The following is a 17,729-nucleotide window of genomic DNA, read 5'->3' on the forward strand; positions in this document are numbered from 1 at the left end:
TGTGAAGGTATTCCGTCGTTTACTCGGGATACGGTAGTTTTGGCTGCAGATCGTCGCCCCAACGTGCACCAACTTCCGTTAAAGTCAAACATGCGGCCCGGGAACGTTCGCGTATGAGTAGCGAACAGGAAGGGAAGTCGATCCGGTGTCTCGTCGCCAAGGTCGGCCTCGACGGTCACGACCGCGGGGCACACGTCATCTCGCGGGCGTTCCGTGACGCTGGCTTCGAAGTGATCTACTCCGGCCTCCACAAGGCACCGGAAGACATCGTCCAGGCAGCGGTCCAGGAAGACGTCGACGTCCTCGGCATCTCCATCCTCTCGGGCGCTCACGACACGCTCGTCCCGAAGGTCATGGACGGCCTCCGGGAGTACGACGCCGCAGAGGACACGCTCGTCCTCGTCGGCGGCGTAATCCCCGAAGAGGACCGGCCGGAACTCAAAGACGAGGGCGTCGCCGCCATCTTCGGCCCCGGGACGTCGATCGAAGAGACCGTCGAGTTCGTCCGCGAAAACGCACCCGAGCGATGAACGCCGACGACGAACGACTGCTCGAGGACCTCCTCGAGGGGAAACACCGCGCGCTGGCTCGGGTCATCTCGAAGATCGAGGACCGATCGCCGGGCTACCGCGACCTCGTCTCGGAACTGTACGCACATACGGGAGACGCCGACGTCATCGGGATTACGGGCAGCCCCGGTGCGGGGAAGTCGACGCTGGTCGACAAACTCGCCGAGACCTACCGCGAGCGCGGCGAGACGGTCGGGATCATCGCGATCGACCCCTCCTCGCCCTTTTCGGGCGGCGCAGTGCTCGGCGACCGCATTCGGATGGGATCGACTATCGGCGACATGGACGTCTTCGTCCGCTCGATGAGCGCCCGGGGCACGCTGGGTGGGCTCTCGACGGCGACCGCGGACGCAGTCAAGGCGATGGACGCCTTCGGCAAGGACAAGATCATCATCGAGACCGTCGGGGCCGGACAGAACGAAATCGACATCGTTCGTACCGCCGACACCGTCGCCGTACTCGTCCCGCCGGGATCGGGCGACGACATCCAGACGCTGAAAGCCGGGATCTTAGAGATCGCCGACGTCTTCGTCGTCAACAAGGCCGATCGGGACGGTGCCGACCGGACCGTCCACGAACTACGGGACATGGTCGCTATGGGTGCCGGAGACAGCGTCAGTATGGCCGGCGGCCACCACGGTGCCGACTCGATGGCGATGCTGGAAGATCATCCGGACGACGAGGCACACGCCGACTGGGACGGCGGCGATACTGACGACGGCAACGATGCCGACGACTGGGTCCCGCCGATCGTCGAAACCGTCGCCACCCGAAGCGAGGGCGTCGAGGAGTTCATCGACGAACTCGAGTCCCACCAGACCTACCTCGTCGACTCCGGCACCCGCGCGGAGATGGCCCGAAAGCGCTACGCCGAGGAGATCCGGACGCTCCTGCGAGAGGACGTCCACGGCCTGCTCGAGGACGAACTCGAGCGCGCCGGCGGGATCGACGATCTCGCGGAAGACGTTCGGACCGGCGACACCGACCCGTACTCGATCGCGGGCGATCTGCTGACACCCGTCGAGGAGTGTCTCGAGGAACTCGAGACGGGGGAGTAGCGACTCGAGCGGCAGGCTCTGCCGGAACCGTTCGGTCTACTGTCATGGTAGTTGCCTTGATATAGGTAGGGTCGATAACCGATTCGTATGGCTGACTGGGGCGACGGGGCGGTGACAGCAGAGTCGGAAGCACCGGTCAGATATTTCTGCAAGGGAACCGCCGCCATCGGTATCGGCTGTGTCGTGACGGTTGGGACGGCGCTTGTACTGGTTGCCGCCGACGCGAGCGGCTGGATCGTCCTCTGGTCGCCACTCGCTGGCGGGATGGTGACTGGAGCGCTCTCGCCGGCGAATTTCATCGGCAGTACACTGTCTGGGGCTGTCGGTGGCGTGTTCGTCACCGCCGCGATGGTCGGTAGTTTTCTCTGGTGGGCAGCGAACGCGTCACCGCCGACGGCCAGTGCTGGGATGGCGATCATCGCCACACTTGCAGTTCTCGTCGCGCTGGGTGTGGTGCTCGTCTTGCTCACGACGGTCGGTGGGCTCCTCGGTGGCGTAATCCGTCGTGCCTACGAGCACGAACCGGATCGGACTCCCGAATGAGGGTCCAGCACACTGTGATCGCTCAGCGATTGCAGGGCAACCGCAGTTCTAAGACAATCGCCGTGATACCGCTGCGTATGAAAGCCCGAACAGTTCTCGGCACAGCAATCGGCACCGTCGGTGCAGCCGTCGTCGGGAACCGGCTGCTCACCAAACGTGCAGGGGATCTCGACAACCCGCTGCCCGGTATCGAACGCACCTACCGATGGCGGGGAATCGAGACGACCTACACCGTCGCCGGCGACCCGAACGATCCCGAACTACTGCTCTGTCACGGGGTCTACGCGGGGGCGAGCAGCCACGAGTTCGAGCCGATCTTCGAGCAACTGGCCGAAGACTACCGCGTTATCGCGGTCGACCTCCCCGGTTTCGGCCGTTCGGAGCGGCCGCCGCTGGTCTACTCGCCGACGCTGTACGCCGAGTTCCTTCGAGACTTCTCGGAGAATGTGAGCGACGAACCGATCGTCGTCGCGTCGTCGCTAACCGGCACGTTCGCCGTCGACGCCGCCGACGAGACCGAGTTCGACCACCTCGTTCTGATCTGTCCGACCGAAGAGACCGCCCCGGAGCGACCGTGGCTGCGTACCCTCCTGCGGACGCCGGTCGTCGGCACGACGCTGTTCAACCTGCTCTCGAGCAGGCCCTCTATCCGGTACTTCTACGATCGGGACGGCTACTACGACGCCGATCGGATCGACGACGAGGAGGTCGCCTACGCCTGGGACAGCGCCCACCAGCCGGGCGCGCGGTATGCGCCCGCCTCCTTCGCGTCCGGGACGCTCGATCCGGAGTTCGACCTGGCGACCGAACTGGCCGCCCTCGAGACGCCGACGACGCTCGTCTGGGGTCGAGACGCCGAACTCGTTCCGCTCCGGAAAGGACGAGACCTCGCCGATGCCGCGGACCTGGAACTGGTCGTCATCGATTACTCGACGCTGTTGCCCCACGCCGAGCATCCGGAGAAGTTCGTCGAGTACCTGACTGCGGAACTGTTACACGCCGGAATCGATCACGAATAGGCTCGCCACTCTCGTTAGCAACCCGTCAGAACAACGGCTCGGGCGTTGCCGGCGGCGTTCGTTTGTGTTCGCTCTCTTCGTGGAGCGTCTCGACGTGTTCGACGACCTCGACGCTCGTATCGGTAAGACGCGCAACGACCGACGCGGGCAGGTTGCCGTCGATATAGAGCGCGAGGATCGCATCGAGCGTATCGTAGTCGACGCCGAGTTCTTCCTCATCGGTTTCGTAGTCGACCATGCCGCCGGTCGGCGTCTTCTGGACGAGTGATTCGGGGACGCCGAGGTGGGCGGCGACCTGCCGAACCTGCTGTTTGTAGAGGTTGCCGAGCGGATTACAGTCGACGCCACCGTCGCCGTACTTCGTCACGTAGCCCGTCGCGAGTTCCGCGCGGTTCCCGGTCCCGAGGACGAGTCTGTTCTCGCGGCCAGCGACGAGATAGGTGATCGTCATGCGCACTCGAGCGCTGGTGTTCCCGACGTACCGGCCTCCCCAGCGATCTTCGGACTCGTTGTCGTCGCTGGCGTCGACGTCGGCGAGCAACCGGTCGACGGCCGAGTCGATCCCGATTACGTCGTACTCGATGCCGAGGTCTTCGGCGACGCGTTCCGCGTCGCTCATGTTCTCGTCCTCGTTGACGGCCTTGGGAAGGATCAGCCCGTGGACGGCGTCGGCACCGAGACTTTCGACGGCGAGGTACGCGACCGCCGTACTGTCGATCCCACCCGAGAGCGCGATCTCGACGCCGTCGGCGTCCGCTGCCTCGACGCGATCGCGGATGAAGGTCGTGAGATGATCGACCTGTGTCTCGATCTCTGCTTCCGAAAACTGGAGGTTTACCGGATCGATCTCTGCTCGTGTCTGGGCGTAGAGGTTCGCCATGCGAACGCCCGGGTTAGGGCCAGTGCGACGGAAAAGGGATGTGCTTTCGGAATCCGTCGGTTTCGGTGAACGACCCGCGGTCGTCGTACGGTGATCCGATCAGGCCGGACTGAATTCAACGACCCGCTCGCCGGTCGTTTCCGAGACGGTAATCGAAATTTCGACCGTCAACCCGTTTTCGACCGCCTCGAGGTCGATCTCGACGACTTGTCCGGTCAGTCGAACCGCTCCGAAGTCGGCGATCGCCGTCGCGTACGGCGCGTCCTCCTCGAAAGCGGGCGTGGGGACGTGCGTGACGGTAAACGTCGCTATCTCGCCCGTCTCGGGAAGCGACGTTTCCTCGAGGTCGGTCGCGCCACACTCCGGACAGACTCGTCGTGGCGGCAGGGAGCCGTGACCGTCGGGGCACTCGAGGTAGTACGCCTCGCCGTCCTCGGCGGCGTCTAACCAGTCGTCGAAGCCGGCGTCCTGGACGTCGTCGCTCATGGTTGACCCACCTCCTCGAGCACGTGAACCGTCGCACTGGCGACCGTGCCACCCGCGTTGTGGGCAATGCCGGTCGTCGCGTCGGAGACGTGGGCGCTGTTGGGATGGTCGCCCGCGAGCAGTTTCGTGACCTCTGCGATCTGAGAGGCGCCGGTGGCGCCGACGGGGTGGCCCTTCGCCTTCAGCCCACCCGAGAGGTTGACCGGCGTCTCGCCGTCCGCGGTCGTCCGGCCGTCTCGAGCGGCCGAGATTCCCTCGCCGACCTGTTCGATGTCGAGCGCCTCGAGTGCGAGCACTTCGGCGATCGTAAAGCAGTCGTGGACCTCGGCGAGGTCGACCTCGTCCGCGTCGACGCCGGCGTCGGCGTAGGCTTCTTCGCCGGCCTCGCGAGCGGCCGGGGACCGCGCGAGGTGATCGCGGTCGTGTAGCGCCATCCGGTCGCCGCCCTGCCCGGTGCCCGTGATCGCGACGGGTGCCTCGAGATCGTGTTTCTCGGCGTAGGACTCGCTCGTGAGGACGAGCGCGGCCGCACCGTCCGAGAGCGGACAGGAATCGTACAGTCCGAGTGGCGCGGAGACCGTCGGTGCCTCGAGAGCGTCTTCGACTTCGATCGCGCTCTGGTACTGGGCCTTCTCGTTCGAGAGGGCGTTCTCGTGGTTCTTGACCGCGATGTGTGCGAGGTCCTCGCGTTCGCCGCCGAACCGGTCGAAGTAGGCCTGTGCCATCAACGCGTAGGCGCCGGGGAACGTCGTTCCAGCACGGACTTCCCAGAGGTCGTCCGCGGCGATGGCGAGTGCCTCGGTCGCGCCCGCCGTACCCAGATTGGTCATCCGCTCGGCGCCGCCGACCAGCACGACGTCGTCCTCGCCGTTTCGAATCCGCATGACAGCGTCCCGAATGGCTGTCCCGCTCGAGGCACACGCCGACTCGTAGCGCGTCGCAGGTGCCTGCACGCCCGCTGCTTCGGCCATCAGCGGTCCTTGATGGCCCTGATGTTCGGACAGTTCGCCCATGAAGTTGCCGTAGAGGACGGCGTCGACGTCGTCTCGAGAAACGCCGCTGTCCTCGAACGCCTCGATCGTCGCCTCGGCGAAGAGGTCTCGGCTCGTCCGTTCCGGGGTGTTTCCGAACGAGGTCAACCCCGTCCCTGCAACGCGCACGTGGCTCATACACGGATGTAACCGCCGGACCCGTTAATACCCCGTGGTTAATATCGCAACCGTCGACGTGCGTTTATCGACGAACCACCTTCCATCGTCGGGCGGTTTCGACGGTCACCGCGTTTCCGCGCACTTATATGTGGGAGTTACACACGATCACACATGACTGCCACTCCGTTCGACTTCGACCTGCTCCGCGAACTGACAGAGACGAGCGGCGTACCGGGCTACGAGGACCGCGTCCGCGAACTCGTCGTCGATGAACTCGAGGAGACCGTCGACAGCGTCGAGACCGACGCGATGGGCAACGTCGTCGGCACGCTCGAAGGTTCCAGCGATCATTCGGTCGCAGTTGCGGCTCATATGGACGAAATCGGCTTTATGGTCCGTCACGTCGCCGGCGACGAGGACAGCGGCGGGTTCCTCGAACTCGACGCCCTTGGCGGCTGGGACGCCCGCGTTCTCAAGGCCCAGCGAGTGACCATTCACACCGACGACGGCGACCTGCCGGGCGTCATCGGCTCGCCGCCGCCGCACACCTTAGACGAAAAAGACCGCGAGAAGACCCCCAAGGTCGAGGACGTCTTCGTCGACGTCGGCCTCCCATACGAGGAACTCGAGGACCGCGTCTCGCGTGGCGACCTCGTGACGATGGATCAGACGACCGAACTGGTCGGCGAGACGGTCACGGGTAAGGCCCTCGACGACCGCGTCTGCCTGTTCGCGATGCTCGAGGCGGCCCGCCGGATCGAGGACCCTGACGCGACGATCCACTTCTGTGCGACCGTTCAGGAAGAAGTCGGTCTCCGGGGTGCACAGGCGCTCGGCGTCGACGTCGATCCCGACCTCGCGATCGCACTGGACGTCACCGTCGCCAACGACGTTCCCGGCTTCGACGCCGGCGAACACGTCACCCAGCTCGGCGAGGGGACGGCGATCAAGCTCAAGGACTCGAGCGTGATCACGAGCCCGAAGGTCCACAAACGCATGCAGTCGGTCGCCGACGACGAAGAGATCGATTATCAGCTCGAGATCCTTCCCGCGGGCGGTACCGACACGGCCGGGTTCCAGAACACCGCGGGCGCGAAACCCGTCGGTGCGATCTCGATCCCGACGCGCTATCTCCACACGGTCACCGAGACGGCCCACGTCGACGACGTGGCGGCGACGATCGATCTGCTCGAGGCGTTCCTTGCGAGCGAGGACGGCTCCCACGAGTACACGCTGTAGCTCGCGTCAGGGCATCTCGTGAACTGTCAACTCGACGTCACGCGGCTGTGATCGGCCTTCGATGTCCATGACCAGTCGCTTGACGACGGTCTCGGCTTCGCCGAGGAGTCGCGGTTCGACCTTCTTGACGACTCGATCCAGTGAGACGAATCGTGGAAGCGAGATGGCGCTCTTGTCGGCGGAGTATGGGTCGTAGACCGCCTCGAAGTAGATCCGGCTCGCGGTCTCGACCTCGTCGTCGACCGCACCGCCGTCGGGAATCGCGTCGGGTTCCGGTTCGACGCGCCACTCGCCGCGGGCGTCGATGTCCTTGACCAGTCGCCACTCGAGCGATTCCGGCGGCGAGATGTCGACGACTTTCGACCGGGCGGTGTAGCTGAGTTTCCACCAGGCGAGTCGCAGATCGTAAATCGAGCCGACGTCGCCGTCGCCGTGGACGTCGACGTCTTTCAGGTGTTCGGTGTAACGGGGGTACTCGGTAAACGACCGCACGTACGGAAAGACCTCCTCGGGCGGGCGGTAAACGACGGTACTGAGGAGAATTCTGTCCACACCCTGCCTATGCCGTGATCGAAAGTAAGGGTTACTCTCGGATCTCGAGTCGCCAGGTTCTATAGTCGCTACGGCAAACGCCGTGACATGAGAGACGTCTGTATCGTCGGTGGCGGCGTCGCCGGACTCGCCGCCTCGATTTTCACCGCTCGAGCGGGCCTGGACACGCTCGTCGTAGATGGTGACGACGACGAATCGATCCTCGCCCGAAACGCCAGCCTCGAGAACTACCCCGGATTCCCGCTCGGCGTCGACGCCCGACAGTACCTGCGACTGGTCCGCGAACAGGCCGACAACGCAGGCGCGACGTTCCACGAAGGACGCGTCACTGGCGTCGAACCGGTCGACGAGGACGACCTCGAGGAGGGATTCGTCCTCGAGACCGAAGACGGCGACTCGCTCGAGACACGGCGAGTGATCGCAGCCTCCTGGCCGGACAGCGAGTACCTCGTTCCGCTGGACGTCGGCCGGATCCAGCGCGGGAGCAAGTACATGATTTCGGTCGACGAGGGTGGCCGAACGGCTGTCGACGGCATCTACGCGGCAGGCCGGATCGCCGGCGAACCCCACCAGACCATCGTCGCGGCTGGCCACGGGGCGAAAGTCGGCCTCGCGGTCATCCACGACTCCGACGCGAACTTCTATCACGACTGGGTCGCGCCCGAGGGCTACTTCACCGGCCGCGGCCGAGAGGTGCCGCCTGCCTGCGAGGAAATCGACGACGAGGAACGCCGCGAACGCGACGATCGAGCGAGGGAACGGCTGCTCGAGGCGTTCGAGGAACCGCTGGACGAACGGCCGACGATGCACCCGAGCGTCGCGGAAGACGAGGACTGAACCAGAAGTCGACTACTGTTCTATCGCGGCGTCCGACGAAGAGAGTACGTCGGTAGGTGGGACGGTAAACGAGAACGTCGATCCCTCGCCGGGAGCCGAGTCGACCCAGATCTCGCCGTCGTGTCGTTCGACGATCCGTTGGCACAGCGCCAGCCCGATCCCGGAGCCGGCGTGTTCGTCGACCGAGTGGAGTCGCTGGAAAATCTCGAAGATCCGATCCTGATCGTCGGGATCGATACCGATCCCGTCGTCGGAAACCGAGACGACCCACTCGTCGTCGCGTCGCTCGGCGCCGATTCGAACTCGGGGCGGTTCGTCGCCGCAGTACTCGATCGCGTTCGCGAGCAGGTTCTGAATCAGTTGTCGCAACTGGCTCTCGTCGCCTACGACGACAGGGTGGTCCGTGACAGTGATCTCCGCGTCGGTCTCGTCGATCAACACCTGGAGGTCGTCGAGGACGTCCTCGAGCACCTCTCCGAGGTCGACGGGTTCGAACGGTTCTCCCTGCGTGTCGATTCGCGAGTACTGCAGCAGGTCGTCGATCATGGTCTGCATTCGGGTCGCGCCGTCGACGGCGAATTCGAGGAATTCCTCGGCGTCCTCGTCGAGTTCCTCGGCGTATCGGTTCTCCAGCAGCGTCAGGTACATCGTCACCATCCGGAGCGGCTCTCGGAGGTCGTGGGAGGCGGCGTATGCGAACTGCTCGAGTTGCTCGTTCGATTCGTGTAACCGCCGGTTCGCCCGCTCGAGTTGTTCGCGCGTCCGATCCAGTTCGTCGTTGCGGTGCTCGAGCTCTCGACGGACTCGTTTCAGGTTCTCGTTCTTCTCGCTGACCTCCCGTTCGCGGGTGAGGGCGCGCGCTTCGTGGATTCCGATCCCGAGTCCCGCGACCGATCCGATCGAGAGCGCGATAGCTCTCGTCCCGAAGGAAAACGGCGTCGAGACGCCGGGGTGGACCGCTCGCAGGATGATAAAGACGAACATCACGCCGACGCCGCCGAGACACCACAGCGCGATCCGGGGATAGAGGCCGGGATCGAGCGTCGTACTCGTGAGCCACCGGCCGACGTAGAGGAGCAAGACCCCTGGGAAGCCGACCAGAACGAAGTCGATCGCCGCCTCGAGAAGCGGTCCACCGTCGGCAACTTTGAGGGCGAACTGTCCGCCGGCAATGAGGACGAATAGCACACCGAGGGCGTAGATGTAGTGCGATCGCTGGACCATTTCGTCTCTGTAGGCCCGATCAGTATATGAGGCTGTAGCCGATCGTTCTCTCTTCTTACGTGTCAGGGGATGTGGCGGGCGTTTCGTACAGTTTGTAGGTGGCGTAAGTAGAGGCGGCACCCGACCGTACCGATCGCTCGCTATACTTAACACGTCTCGAGTGAGAATACGAGACGAATGCTCGAGGGAGTCAACGTCGCGCTCGGGGTGACGGGATCGATCGCGGCCGTGAAGACGGTCGAACTGGCCCACGAGTTGCGACGCCGGGGTGCCGAAGTGCGGGGCGTGATGACCGACAGCGCACAGGGTATCGTCCACCCGTGGGCAGTCGAGTTCGCGACCGACAACGACGTCGTCACCGAGATCACGGGCGAGGTCGAACACGTCGACCTCTGTGGCTACGACGGCTGGGCCGACGTCTTCCTGATCGCGCCGGCGACCGCAAACACCGTCGGCAAGATCGCCGCCGCCGTCGACGACACGCCGGTGACGACCTGTGCGACGACCGCGCTGGGTGCTGACACGCCGGTTGTGATCGCACCCGCGATGCACGAACCGATGTACGACCACCCCGGCGTCCTCGAGGCCATCGACACCGTCTCCGAGTGGGGCGTCGAGTTCGTCGATCCGCGCATCGAGGAAGGCAAAGCCAAGATCGCGAGCGAGGAAGCGATCGTCTGCGACGTCGCCCGCGCAGCGGGAGAGCGCCCGCTCGAGGGCGATCACGTCGTCGTCACGAGTGGCGCGACCGCCGAATCGATCGATCCCGTCCGCGTGCTCACGAACCGCTCGTCGGGGAAGATGGGACGCGCCGTTGCGAGGGCCTGCTACGTGCGCGGGGCCGACGTGACGCTGGTTCACGGCGTCGTCGGTCCACGGCCGCTCGCGTCCGATCCGGAGCGGGGCGACGTCCCCTACGCGGACGTCCGGCAGGTCGAAACCGCCGCGGAGATGCTCGAGGCGACCCGGGAGGCCTGTGACGGTGCAGACACGCTCGTCTCGGCGGCCGCGATCGGCGACTATACCACCGAGGAACGCGCCGAGAAACTTCGGTCGGGCCAGGAGCGAACGCTCGAACTCGAGCCGACGTCGAAACTCATCGACGAGATTCGTGACGAGCGGCCCGACCTGCCGATCGTCGGCTTCAAGACCGAGACCTCCGGCGACGAGACGGCGATGATCGAGCAGGCCCGTGCGACGCTCGAGCGAACCGGCCTCGCCTTCGTCGTCGCAAACGACGCGAGCGTGATGGGGGCAGACGAGACGAGGGCGCTGCTCGTCCACGCCGAAGACGCAGCACGGTTCGAGGGGACGAAGGCAGGACTCGGCGGCGAAATCGCCGAGTCGATCGCCGCGATACTCGCTCCGTAACGCGTCGTTGACTCGCGTGGCAGGAGTATTATATAGAAGGCGTACAACCCACGAATTAATGGAGATACTCCCGAAATCAGGTAGGTACTTTGTCAGTACGGCGAGGTGATCGTGGTGGCCCAGCACCAGCGAACCCAGATGGACGACAGAAGCACCGCTCCCCTCTCGAAGGGCGACGTCTTCGAGTTGCTTCGAAACCAGCGGCGACGATACGTCCTCCACTTCCTGAAACGGGACGACCGCCCCGTCGAACTCGGCGATCTCGCCCAGCAGATCGCCGCCTGGGAGTACGATACCTCCCTCGAGAGCGTCACTCCCGAACAGCGAAAGCGGGTGTACACGACGCTCCAGCAGACGCATCTCCCGAAGATGGACGAGGCCGGAATCCTCACGTTCGATTCGGATCACGGCGTCGTCGAACCGACTGCTCGAACCCGAGACATCAGCGTCTACCTCGAGATCGTCCCGGGACGGGAGTTCGCGTGGCGGGAACTGTATCTCTCGCTCGGTGCGGTAAGCTGTGCGCTCGTCGCCGCGCTGTGGGTCGGTATCTATCCGCTGACGCTCCTTTCGTCGACCACCTGGGCTGGAATCATCGCCGTGACGCTCACCGTAACCGCAGTCGGTCACATTTACTACGAGCGCAACATGCGACTCGGCCACGGCGATCAGCCCCCGGAGCTGAGTCACGGTGACGAGTAGCACGGAACCGACACGTATCGTCAACTTTTACTCCGATACCAACCGACCCACGACATGGATCAACTGAAGCAGTCGCTCCTCGAGGCGCCGATTATCGAGAAAAACGGCTATCATTACTTCGTCCACCCGATCAGCGACGGTATCCCCAAACTCGAGTCCGATCTCCTCCGCGAGATCGTCGTCCGCATCACCCGCAAGGCCGACCTGGAGGACGTCGACCGGATCGTCACGCCGGCAGCGATGGGGATTCACATCTCCACCGCGGTCTCGCTGATGACCGACATCCCGGTAACGGTCATCCGAAAGCGCGAGTACGGACTCGAGGGCGAGGTCGAAATCTCCCAGCAGACTGGCTACTCCGAGAACGAGATGTTCATCAACGACGTCCGCGAGGGCGAGCGCGTGCTCGTCATCGACGACGTCCTCTCGACGGGTGGGACGCTCGCGGCCGTGCTCGACGCGCTCGACGGAATCGGTGCCGAGGTCGTCGACACCGTCGCCGTCATCAAGAAAGCAGGCGGCGAGAACAAGGTCGACGAGGCCGGCTACGACGTCAAGACGCTGATCAACGTCGACGTCGTCGACGGCGAAGTCGTCATCGTCGACGAACACGGCGACGACTGAACTCGCGTTCGACCGCTCGAGTTTGCCGCTGCCGAACTGTAACGATTGGTTCGCCGACGAGACTCGTTTCTGGATCCGGCGCTGGACATCGACCGCTTTCGACCGAATATCTTTTTATCGAATAGCCAATATAGGGAGAGTATGTCTAACGGATCGGCAGCCGAGCGCATCAAATATCGACAGGAAAACGCGGTAGATCCCGAGGAGTTCCTCCTCGATCTCGGCATCGTCGAACTGACCGAAGACGGCGAGAATCTCCAGTTTACCGTCGAGTTCGCCGACCGACTCGAGGAGCAACTCGAGCAGGTTCGTGCCGACGGCGTCGATACTGACGACATCGCGACCATGTTCGGTGCCGACGAATCGGACGTCTCCGTCCCGGACCGGTCGTACACGGCCTACAAGACGGACTACATGGTCCGGAGCTGGCCCTCTGAGGGGGCACTCCAGCTCGACGTCGCGACGGACCGGGAACTGCGCGCGGAAACCGACCAGTGGGACGACGTTCCGGTTCGACAGCGATACCGACTGCTGCAGTCGCTGCGGTCGTTCCTCGATGAGTGTCTGTTCTGCTCGGGTCCGATTTCCTCGACCGACAGGACGGTCGAGTCCTGCTGTGGGGATATGACGGTCTTTGCGGTCGGCTGTGACGACTGTGATCGTCGATTCCTGGAGTTTTCGGCGGACGCGATCGCGGAATCGTAACGAGATCCGTTCTGGTTCAGCAGATGTCTGTTTCCGACTTCCTGGATTGGTTTCGACAGCCGGAGTACACGGGCGACAACCGATGTGTTCCGTGTACCGTGCTCAACGTCGGCATCGCGGTGGTGCTCTCGATCGGTGTCGGCGTCGGCAGCCGATACGGGGCGGGGATGACGGCGTCGATAGTCCTCGGCCTGGCGACGTTCGGGTTTACGCTCGTCGTGATCTACCTCAGAGGCTATCTCGTCCCCGGAACGCCCCGACTCACCGAGACCTACCTGCCGGAACGAATCCGTCGCCGATTTCACGACCGACCGACGGGGATCGACGACGATGCTGACGTCGACCTCGCGTTGAAGGGTGTCGGGGTGACACTTCCGGAAGACGAGCGGTCGGACGACGAATAAACGAGAGCGGACGGAAGAAATCGATTCACCGAGCGGCCAGTGGCCTACTCGAGAATCCGGACCGTCGTCTCGTCGACGAGTCCGTTACGGAGCGGGCCGTCGACGTTGATCGCCGCACGGATCGTGTACTCGCCGGGTTCGGCCGGCTCCCACTCCCGGTCGGAGACGCGAAACAGCCCCGACCAGGTCTTCCGGAACTGCAGTCGCTCGCCGCGGTCGAAGTGCAGTTCACCGGTTCGTTCGGGTGGATCTCGAGTCGTGACACGGGACGCTTCCGGAACGCCGTCTACCGACCACGACCACAGTACCGGCGACGCCGTCCGGATGGTGATCGGAATCGGCAACGCGTTTTTCATCGTGACGGTAAACGGAATCGGCGTCTCAGGAGCGAACTCCGTTTCCGGCGTCGTCACCTCGAGCGAAATCGCGCGTCGCCGGAGCCAGTGTGGAACCAGTCGCTTGCTCCAGGCCGAGCCGTTGATCGACCGTGCTGCCTGGGGTTCGGTCGTGGAATCACGTTCGCTCGGCGAGAAGGGGTCGTCGTCCCGTGTGATTGCATCCGACTCGTAGATCCGGCGCATCAACTACTGCAAGCGCCGGGAGTAACTAAATCTTTCCGGGGAAAGACAGGAAATCGCGACAGCAGTCCGTCTCAGTCGTCCGCGACGGCGCCGTCACCGCTCTCGCCGGTCCGATCGACCGGCGCGGTCCCATACTGGTCGTCGTAGAGCAGACACGCGATCTCGTGTGTCTCCGATACGTCGGCAACCGGGGGAACCGTCGTCTCACACGGCGAGACGAACGCTTCCTCGAGGGTCGCGACAGCGTCGGTGACGCCACTCGAGTGCAGGTCGTCGATCGACCGCTCGAGGAGGGTCTCTGCCGACGGATCGCCCACCGTTTCCGGAAGCCCGTACTCGTCGCGGATCCTCGTTTCGAACTCGTCGCGTGGGAGCGACGTGACGTCCTCACGAAGTGACTCGTCGGAGACGGTCAACAGCTCCGCTACCGATTCGGCTTCCTCGGCTCGAAGCTTGAAGTTCAGTATCGAACGCCACGTCGACTGCTCGAGATCGAACTCGCCCGGCGGGATGACCTGTTGGCATCGCGTGTGGAACGGACAGCCGGACGGCGGATCGATCGGCGAGGGAACCTGTCCCTCGAGAAGGATCTTCTCGCCCTCCCAGAGCGGATCCGGTTCGGGGATCGCCGAAAGCAGCGCCTCGGTGTAGGGGTGGTACGGTTCCGAGAAGATGTCCTCGGTCGTCCCCACCTCGGCGAACTCGCCGAGATACATCACGGCAATCCGGTCGGAGATGTGTTCGACGACGCTCAGGTCGTGAGCGATGAAGATGTACGAGAGGTCGAACTCGTCCTGAAGGTCCTCCAGCAGGTTCAGGATCTGTGCCTGGACGCTCACGTCGAGTGCGCTCACCGGCTCGTCACAGATGATGACCTCCGGATCGACGGCCAGCGCCCTGGCGATGCCGATCCGCTGTCGCTGCCCACCCGAGAACTCGTGTGGATATCGGTAGGCGTGACTCGCACTCAACCCGACGGTCTCGAGCAGTTCCTGGATGCGTTCGGTTCGTTCCTGCCCGCTCGCGATGTCGTGGATGTCCAGCGGTTCGCCGATGATGTCGCCGACGGTGAGTCGCGGATTCAGACTCGAGAACGGATCCTGGAAGATGTACTGCAGGTCCGTCCGGAGGTCCCGCAGTTCGGAGCTCGAAAGGTCTGTCAACTCGATCTCCCGGACCGTTCCGTCGTCCTCTTCCTTTCGGTACGTAACCGACCCCTCTGTCGGTTCGACGAGTCGCATCATCGACCGTCCGAGCGTCGTCTTTCCACAGCCACTCTCTCCGACGACGCCGAGGGTCTCGCCCGGATACAGTTCGAGGTCGACGTCGTCGACTGCCTTGACGAGCTGTGACCGTCCGAGCAGGTTGTCGACGATACCACTGTCCGTCTCGTAGTACTTCGACAGGCTCTCCGTCCGTAGGATCGGCTCGTTCTCGCTACTCATGATGTTCACCGGATACGGCTTCGTTCATACGGCGGTCGTCCTCGACGGTGACAGTGAACCCGACGCCGTCCTCGAGATCGTCGGTGTACTCGAGACACTTCGCCGAGCGACTCTCGGACTCCTCGTCGAACTCGACCATCTTCGGCTCTTTTCGCTTGCAGGCGTCTTCGGCGTACGGACACCGGGGATGGAAACTACAGCCCGACGGCGTATCGATCAGGTCCGGCATCGACCCGGGAATCGTCTGTAGCCGCTCGCGGTCGTCGCCGATGCGCGGAATCGAACTCATCAAACCGACCGTGTAGGGATGTTTCGGGTCGTAGTACAGCTCTTCGACCGGTGCCTTCTCGACGGGCTGACCCGCGTACATGACCATCACCTGATCGCAGAGTTCGGCGACGACACCGAGGTCGTGCGTGATCAGTTGTACTGCCGTGTCGAACTCGTCGGTGATGTCCCTGAGCAGATCGAGGATTTTCGCCTCCGTCGTCACGTCCAGCGCCGTCGTCGGCTCGTCGGCGATGAGGACGTCGGGGTCACACGAGAGTGCCATCGCGATCACTGCCCGCTGTTGCATCCCGCCGGAGAACTCGTGTGGGTAGTCCGTGTACCGATTCTCGGCGTCCGGAATGCCGACCTGATCCAGCAGTTCGATCGTTCGCTGTTTCGCCTCCTCGTCGCTGTAATCGAGGTGATGTCTGATCGCCTCGGAAATCTGTTCGCCGACCGTGTAGACCGGGTTGAGGGCAGTCTGGGCGTCCTGGAAGATCATCGCCACGTTGTTGCCACGGAGCGAACGTACCGCCGCCTCCGGTGCACGGAGCAGTTCGACGTACTGCTCGTCACCGTCGTAGACGATGAAATCCTCCTCACCGATAACGCCGGCTTCGCTCGCGTGACCCTGATCGATCAGGTCACGCATGTCCAGTTCGCCTGCAGCCAGCGATTCTTTCAGTTCGTCGTACCGGTGGTTATCGGCCAGCTCTGTCTCTTCGTCGTCGTCTCCCTCGAGCCGTTCGATGACCGCCTCGAGGTCGTACTCGTTGCGAAGTTCCTCGACGTCGACGACGTGGTCGGGATACGATTCCTCGAGTCGTGCCACGGTATCGGGGTCACGGAACCGGATCGAACCGCGTTCGATCTCGCCGGGGCTCTCGATGAGTCGCAACAGCGAGAGCGCGGTGACGCTTTTCCCGGCACCGCTTTCGCCGACGACGCCGAACTTCTCTCCGCGGTCGATTTCGTAGGTGAGTTCGTCGACTGCCGTAACGACTCCTTCCGACGTGTAGAAGTTGACTGTCAGGTTCTCGACTTCGAGTAGTGCCATTATCCACCACCTCCGATGTCGTCGACCTGAGTGTCGAGTGCGTCGTTGATGACGTCACCGATCATGTTCATCGACATGACGAACAGGAAGATCATCAGGCCCGGGAAGACGGTCGCCCACCAGTACCAGCTGCCGCCGTCACCGGTCGCCAGCGTATCCCGTTCGCCGTCGAGGATCGTCCCCCACTCGGGCGTACCGGGGTCGAAGCCGATCCCGAGGAACCCGAGTGCGGCGACGCCGATGACGACGGTACCGACGCTCAGCGTCGCCTGGACGATCACTGGCGCGATGGCGTTAGGGATGATGTGTCGGAACAGCACCGATTGATCCCGTGCGCCGAGTGCTTTCGCGGCCAGGACGTACTCGTTTTGTTTTACCTTCAGAATCTCACCGCGGATGATACGTGCGTACGACGCCCAGCCGACCAGTACGAACGCACCGACCAGCGGCCAGAACCCGCCGCCGAACAGGGACACGAGAACCAGCGCCAGCACGAGTGCGGGGAACGCGAAGACGAGGTCCAGAAAGCGCATGAGGACGCTATCGACCCAGCCGCCGAAGTAACCGGAGACGCTCCCGTAGATCACGCCGAACGTCGACGCGATCGCAGTGACGATGATTCCGATCGAGATACTGTATCTGCCACCGATCATAACCCGGGAGAACATGTCTCGCCCCAGTCGATCGGTTCCCATGAAGTGATCGAGTGACGGTGGATCGTGCCGTCCGCCCACCGCCGTCGCAGTCGGATCGTACGGTGCGAGCGAGAACGGTTGTACCGTCACTCCCGAAATCGTGATCGGGCGTGCAAGCAGTGCGGCGACCGTCATCACGACGACGACCGTGATTCCGAGCAACGCCAGCCTGTCCCGGACGAGACGGTTCGCGATTCGACGCCACACGCTCTGTGGTTCGACGTACTCTTCGTCGTGGGCTGTGTCCGGTTCCCGGTCCTCGAGATCGTCGGTCTCGAACCCCGTGATTCGTATTCGTCCTCGTTGTGTTGACATAT

General features: G+C 63.6%; 20 protein-coding genes. 11 read left to right on the plus strand and 9 right to left on the minus strand.

All coding sequences use genetic code 11. The annotated features are described in order from the left end of the window. The first annotated feature begins 113 nt into the window (after window positions 1–113). The 4 genes from BLR35_RS02965 (at window position 114) to BLR35_RS02980 (ending at window position 3,189) form a co-directional block, all read left to right on the plus strand. Window positions 114–530 (plus strand): cobalamin B12-binding domain-containing protein, encoded by a 417-nt coding sequence (locus BLR35_RS02965; protein ID WP_090377137.1) that lies wholly within the window; start codon window positions 114–116, stop codon window positions 528–530. After that, window positions 527–1,627 carry a methylmalonyl Co-A mutase-associated GTPase MeaB gene (gene meaB, locus BLR35_RS02970; protein WP_090377141.1) on the plus strand — a complete coding sequence of 367 codons (1,101 nt, stop codon included), beginning with the start codon at window positions 527–529 and terminating at the stop codon, window positions 1,625–1,627. The genes BLR35_RS02965 and meaB overlap by 4 nt, the downstream gene beginning before the upstream one ends. A gap of 87 nt (window positions 1,628–1,714) precedes the next feature. Continuing rightward, entirely contained in the window at window positions 1,715–2,170 is a 456-nt protein-coding gene (locus BLR35_RS02975) for a hypothetical protein (RefSeq protein ID WP_090377144.1), read from the plus strand. Between the two features lie 77 nt (window positions 2,171–2,247). Continuing rightward, entirely contained in the window at window positions 2,248–3,189 is a 942-nt protein-coding gene (locus tag BLR35_RS02980) for an alpha/beta fold hydrolase (protein ID WP_090377147.1), read from the plus strand. Between the two features lie 25 nt (window positions 3,190–3,214). On the opposite strand, the gene BLR35_RS02985 is transcribed toward BLR35_RS02980, so the two are convergent. From BLR35_RS02985 to BLR35_RS02995, 3 genes are all read right to left on the minus strand, one after another. Beyond that, on the minus strand, window positions 3,215–4,069 hold the full coding sequence (locus tag BLR35_RS02985; protein WP_090377149.1) for an NAD+ synthase: 855 nt from the start codon (window positions 4,067–4,069) through the stop codon (window positions 3,215–3,217). 99 nt (window positions 4,070–4,168) lie between these two features. Beyond that, window positions 4,169–4,555 carry a Zn-ribbon domain-containing OB-fold protein gene (locus BLR35_RS02990; RefSeq protein ID WP_090377153.1) on the minus strand — a complete coding sequence of 129 codons (387 nt, stop codon included), beginning with the start codon at window positions 4,553–4,555 and terminating at the stop codon, window positions 4,169–4,171. Further along, window positions 4,552–5,724, minus strand: coding sequence for a thiolase C-terminal domain-containing protein (locus BLR35_RS02995; RefSeq protein WP_090377156.1), 1,173 nt, complete (start codon window positions 5,722–5,724; stop codon window positions 4,552–4,554). Before BLR35_RS02995 ends, BLR35_RS02990 begins: the two co-directional genes overlap by 4 nt. Before the next feature lie 153 nt (window positions 5,725–5,877). Between BLR35_RS02995 and BLR35_RS03000 the strand changes: the two genes are divergently transcribed. Further along, a complete protein-coding gene (locus tag BLR35_RS03000; protein WP_090377158.1) occupies window positions 5,878–6,945 on the plus strand; it encodes a M42 family metallopeptidase in 1,068 nt (355 codons plus the stop codon). 6 nt (window positions 6,946–6,951) lie between these two features. Here the strand turns inward: BLR35_RS03000 and BLR35_RS03005 are convergent, their stop codons facing one another. Then, entirely contained in the window at window positions 6,952–7,497 is a 546-nt protein-coding gene (locus BLR35_RS03005) for an SRPBCC family protein (protein WP_090377161.1), read from the minus strand. An 87-nt stretch (window positions 7,498–7,584) separates the two neighbouring features. On the opposite strand from BLR35_RS03005, the gene BLR35_RS03010 reads away from it, so the two are divergent. Further along, window positions 7,585–8,334 (plus strand): NAD(P)/FAD-dependent oxidoreductase, encoded by a 750-nt coding sequence (locus BLR35_RS03010; protein WP_090377164.1) that lies wholly within the window; start codon window positions 7,585–7,587, stop codon window positions 8,332–8,334. A 12-nt stretch (window positions 8,335–8,346) separates the two neighbouring features. Here BLR35_RS03010 and BLR35_RS03015 read toward each other — a convergent pair whose 3' ends face one another. Further along, complete coding sequence (locus tag BLR35_RS03015) at window positions 8,347–9,558, minus strand: sensor histidine kinase (RefSeq protein WP_090377167.1); 1,212 nt, start codon at window positions 9,556–9,558, stop codon at window positions 8,347–8,349. A gap of 177 nt (window positions 9,559–9,735) precedes the next feature. On the opposite strand from BLR35_RS03015, the gene coaBC reads away from it, so the two are divergent. The 5 genes from coaBC to BLR35_RS03040 all read left to right on the plus strand — a co-directional run bounded on the left by coaBC (window position 9,736) and on the right by BLR35_RS03040 (window position 13,364). Further along, the gene (gene coaBC / locus BLR35_RS03020) at window positions 9,736–10,929 is read left to right on the plus strand and encodes a bifunctional phosphopantothenoylcysteine decarboxylase/phosphopantothenate--cysteine ligase CoaBC (RefSeq protein WP_090377170.1); all 1,194 of its coding nucleotides are present in this window, start codon (window positions 9,736–9,738) and stop codon (window positions 10,927–10,929) included. A gap of 105 nt (window positions 10,930–11,034) precedes the next feature. Continuing rightward, complete coding sequence (locus BLR35_RS03025; RefSeq protein WP_394328352.1) at window positions 11,035–11,631, plus strand: DUF7344 domain-containing protein; 597 nt, start codon at window positions 11,035–11,037, stop codon at window positions 11,629–11,631. 54 nt (window positions 11,632–11,685) lie between these two features. Next, the gene (gene hpt / locus BLR35_RS03030; protein ID WP_090377177.1) at window positions 11,686–12,255 is read left to right on the plus strand and encodes a hypoxanthine/guanine phosphoribosyltransferase; all 570 of its coding nucleotides are present in this window, start codon (window positions 11,686–11,688) and stop codon (window positions 12,253–12,255) included. 141 nt (window positions 12,256–12,396) lie between these two features. Continuing rightward, window positions 12,397–12,960: a DUF8054 domain-containing protein gene (locus BLR35_RS03035; RefSeq protein WP_090377180.1), complete on the plus strand. Its 564-nt coding sequence runs from the start codon at window positions 12,397–12,399 to the stop codon at window positions 12,958–12,960. A 98-nt stretch (window positions 12,961–13,058) separates the two neighbouring features. Further along, window positions 13,059–13,364, plus strand: coding sequence for a DUF8054 domain-containing protein (locus BLR35_RS03040; RefSeq protein WP_244510175.1), 306 nt, complete (start codon window positions 13,059–13,061; stop codon window positions 13,362–13,364). A gap of 44 nt (window positions 13,365–13,408) precedes the next feature. Here the strand turns inward: BLR35_RS03040 and BLR35_RS03045 are convergent, their stop codons facing one another. The 4 genes from BLR35_RS03045 to BLR35_RS03060 all read right to left on the minus strand — a co-directional run bounded on the left by BLR35_RS03045 (window position 13,409) and on the right by BLR35_RS03060 (window position 17,727). Next, the gene (locus BLR35_RS03045; RefSeq protein WP_090377186.1) at window positions 13,409–13,945 is read right to left on the minus strand and encodes a DUF7974 family protein; all 537 of its coding nucleotides are present in this window, start codon (window positions 13,943–13,945) and stop codon (window positions 13,409–13,411) included. Window positions 13,946–14,016: 71 nt separating this feature from the next. Further along, window positions 14,017–15,390, minus strand: coding sequence for an ABC transporter ATP-binding protein (locus tag BLR35_RS03050; RefSeq protein ID WP_090377191.1), 1,374 nt, complete (start codon window positions 15,388–15,390; stop codon window positions 14,017–14,019). Then, a complete protein-coding gene (locus tag BLR35_RS03055; RefSeq protein WP_090377194.1) occupies window positions 15,383–16,717 on the minus strand; it encodes an ABC transporter ATP-binding protein in 1,335 nt (444 codons plus the stop codon). Before BLR35_RS03055 ends, BLR35_RS03050 begins: the two co-directional genes overlap by 8 nt. Next, window positions 16,717–17,727 (minus strand): ABC transporter permease, encoded by a 1,011-nt coding sequence (locus BLR35_RS03060; protein WP_090377197.1) that lies wholly within the window; start codon window positions 17,725–17,727, stop codon window positions 16,717–16,719. The genes BLR35_RS03055 and BLR35_RS03060 overlap by 1 nt, the downstream gene beginning before the upstream one ends. Window positions 17,728–17,729 lie beyond the last annotated feature (2 nt).

It is taken from the genome of Natronobacterium texcoconense (assembly GCF_900104065.1).
GTDB lineage: Archaea > Halobacteriota > Halobacteria > Halobacteriales > Natrialbaceae > Natronobacterium > Natronobacterium texcoconense.

Coding starts and splice junctions, on each gene's coding strand:
- BLR35_RS02965 (WP_090377137.1), top strand. CDS start 114: ATGAGTAGCGAACAGGAAGGGAAGTCGATCCGGTGTCTCGTCGCCAAG.
- meaB (WP_090377141.1), top strand. CDS start 527: ATGAACGCCGACGACGAACGACTGCTCGAGGACCTCCTCGAGGGGAAA.
- BLR35_RS02975 (WP_090377144.1), top strand. CDS start 1,715: ATGGCTGACTGGGGCGACGGGGCGGTGACAGCAGAGTCGGAAGCACCG.
- BLR35_RS02980 (WP_090377147.1), top strand. CDS start 2,248: ATGAAAGCCCGAACAGTTCTCGGCACAGCAATCGGCACCGTCGGTGCA.
- BLR35_RS02985 (WP_090377149.1), bottom strand. CDS start 4,069: ATGGCGAACCTCTACGCCCAGACACGAGCAGAGATCGATCCGGTAAAC.
- BLR35_RS02990 (WP_090377153.1), bottom strand. CDS start 4,555: ATGAGCGACGACGTCCAGGACGCCGGCTTCGACGACTGGTTAGACGCC.
- BLR35_RS02995 (WP_090377156.1), bottom strand. CDS start 5,724: ATGAGCCACGTGCGCGTTGCAGGGACGGGGTTGACCTCGTTCGGAAAC.
- BLR35_RS03000 (WP_090377158.1), top strand. CDS start 5,878: ATGACTGCCACTCCGTTCGACTTCGACCTGCTCCGCGAACTGACAGAG.
- BLR35_RS03010 (WP_090377164.1), top strand. CDS start 7,585: ATGAGAGACGTCTGTATCGTCGGTGGCGGCGTCGCCGGACTCGCCGCC.
- BLR35_RS03015 (WP_090377167.1), bottom strand. CDS start 9,558: ATGGTCCAGCGATCGCACTACATCTACGCCCTCGGTGTGCTATTCGTC.
- coaBC (WP_090377170.1), top strand. CDS start 9,736: ATGCTCGAGGGAGTCAACGTCGCGCTCGGGGTGACGGGATCGATCGCG.
- hpt (WP_090377177.1), top strand. CDS start 11,686: ATGGATCAACTGAAGCAGTCGCTCCTCGAGGCGCCGATTATCGAGAAA.
- BLR35_RS03035 (WP_090377180.1), top strand. CDS start 12,397: ATGTCTAACGGATCGGCAGCCGAGCGCATCAAATATCGACAGGAAAAC.
- BLR35_RS03045 (WP_090377186.1), bottom strand. CDS start 13,945: ATGCGCCGGATCTACGAGTCGGATGCAATCACACGGGACGACGACCCC.
- BLR35_RS03050 (WP_090377191.1), bottom strand. CDS start 15,390: ATGAGTAGCGAGAACGAGCCGATCCTACGGACGGAGAGCCTGTCGAAG.
- BLR35_RS03055 (WP_090377194.1), bottom strand. CDS start 16,717: ATGGCACTACTCGAAGTCGAGAACCTGACAGTCAACTTCTACACGTCG.
- BLR35_RS03060 (WP_090377197.1), bottom strand. CDS start 17,727: ATGTCAACACAACGAGGACGAATACGAATCACGGGGTTCGAGACCGAC.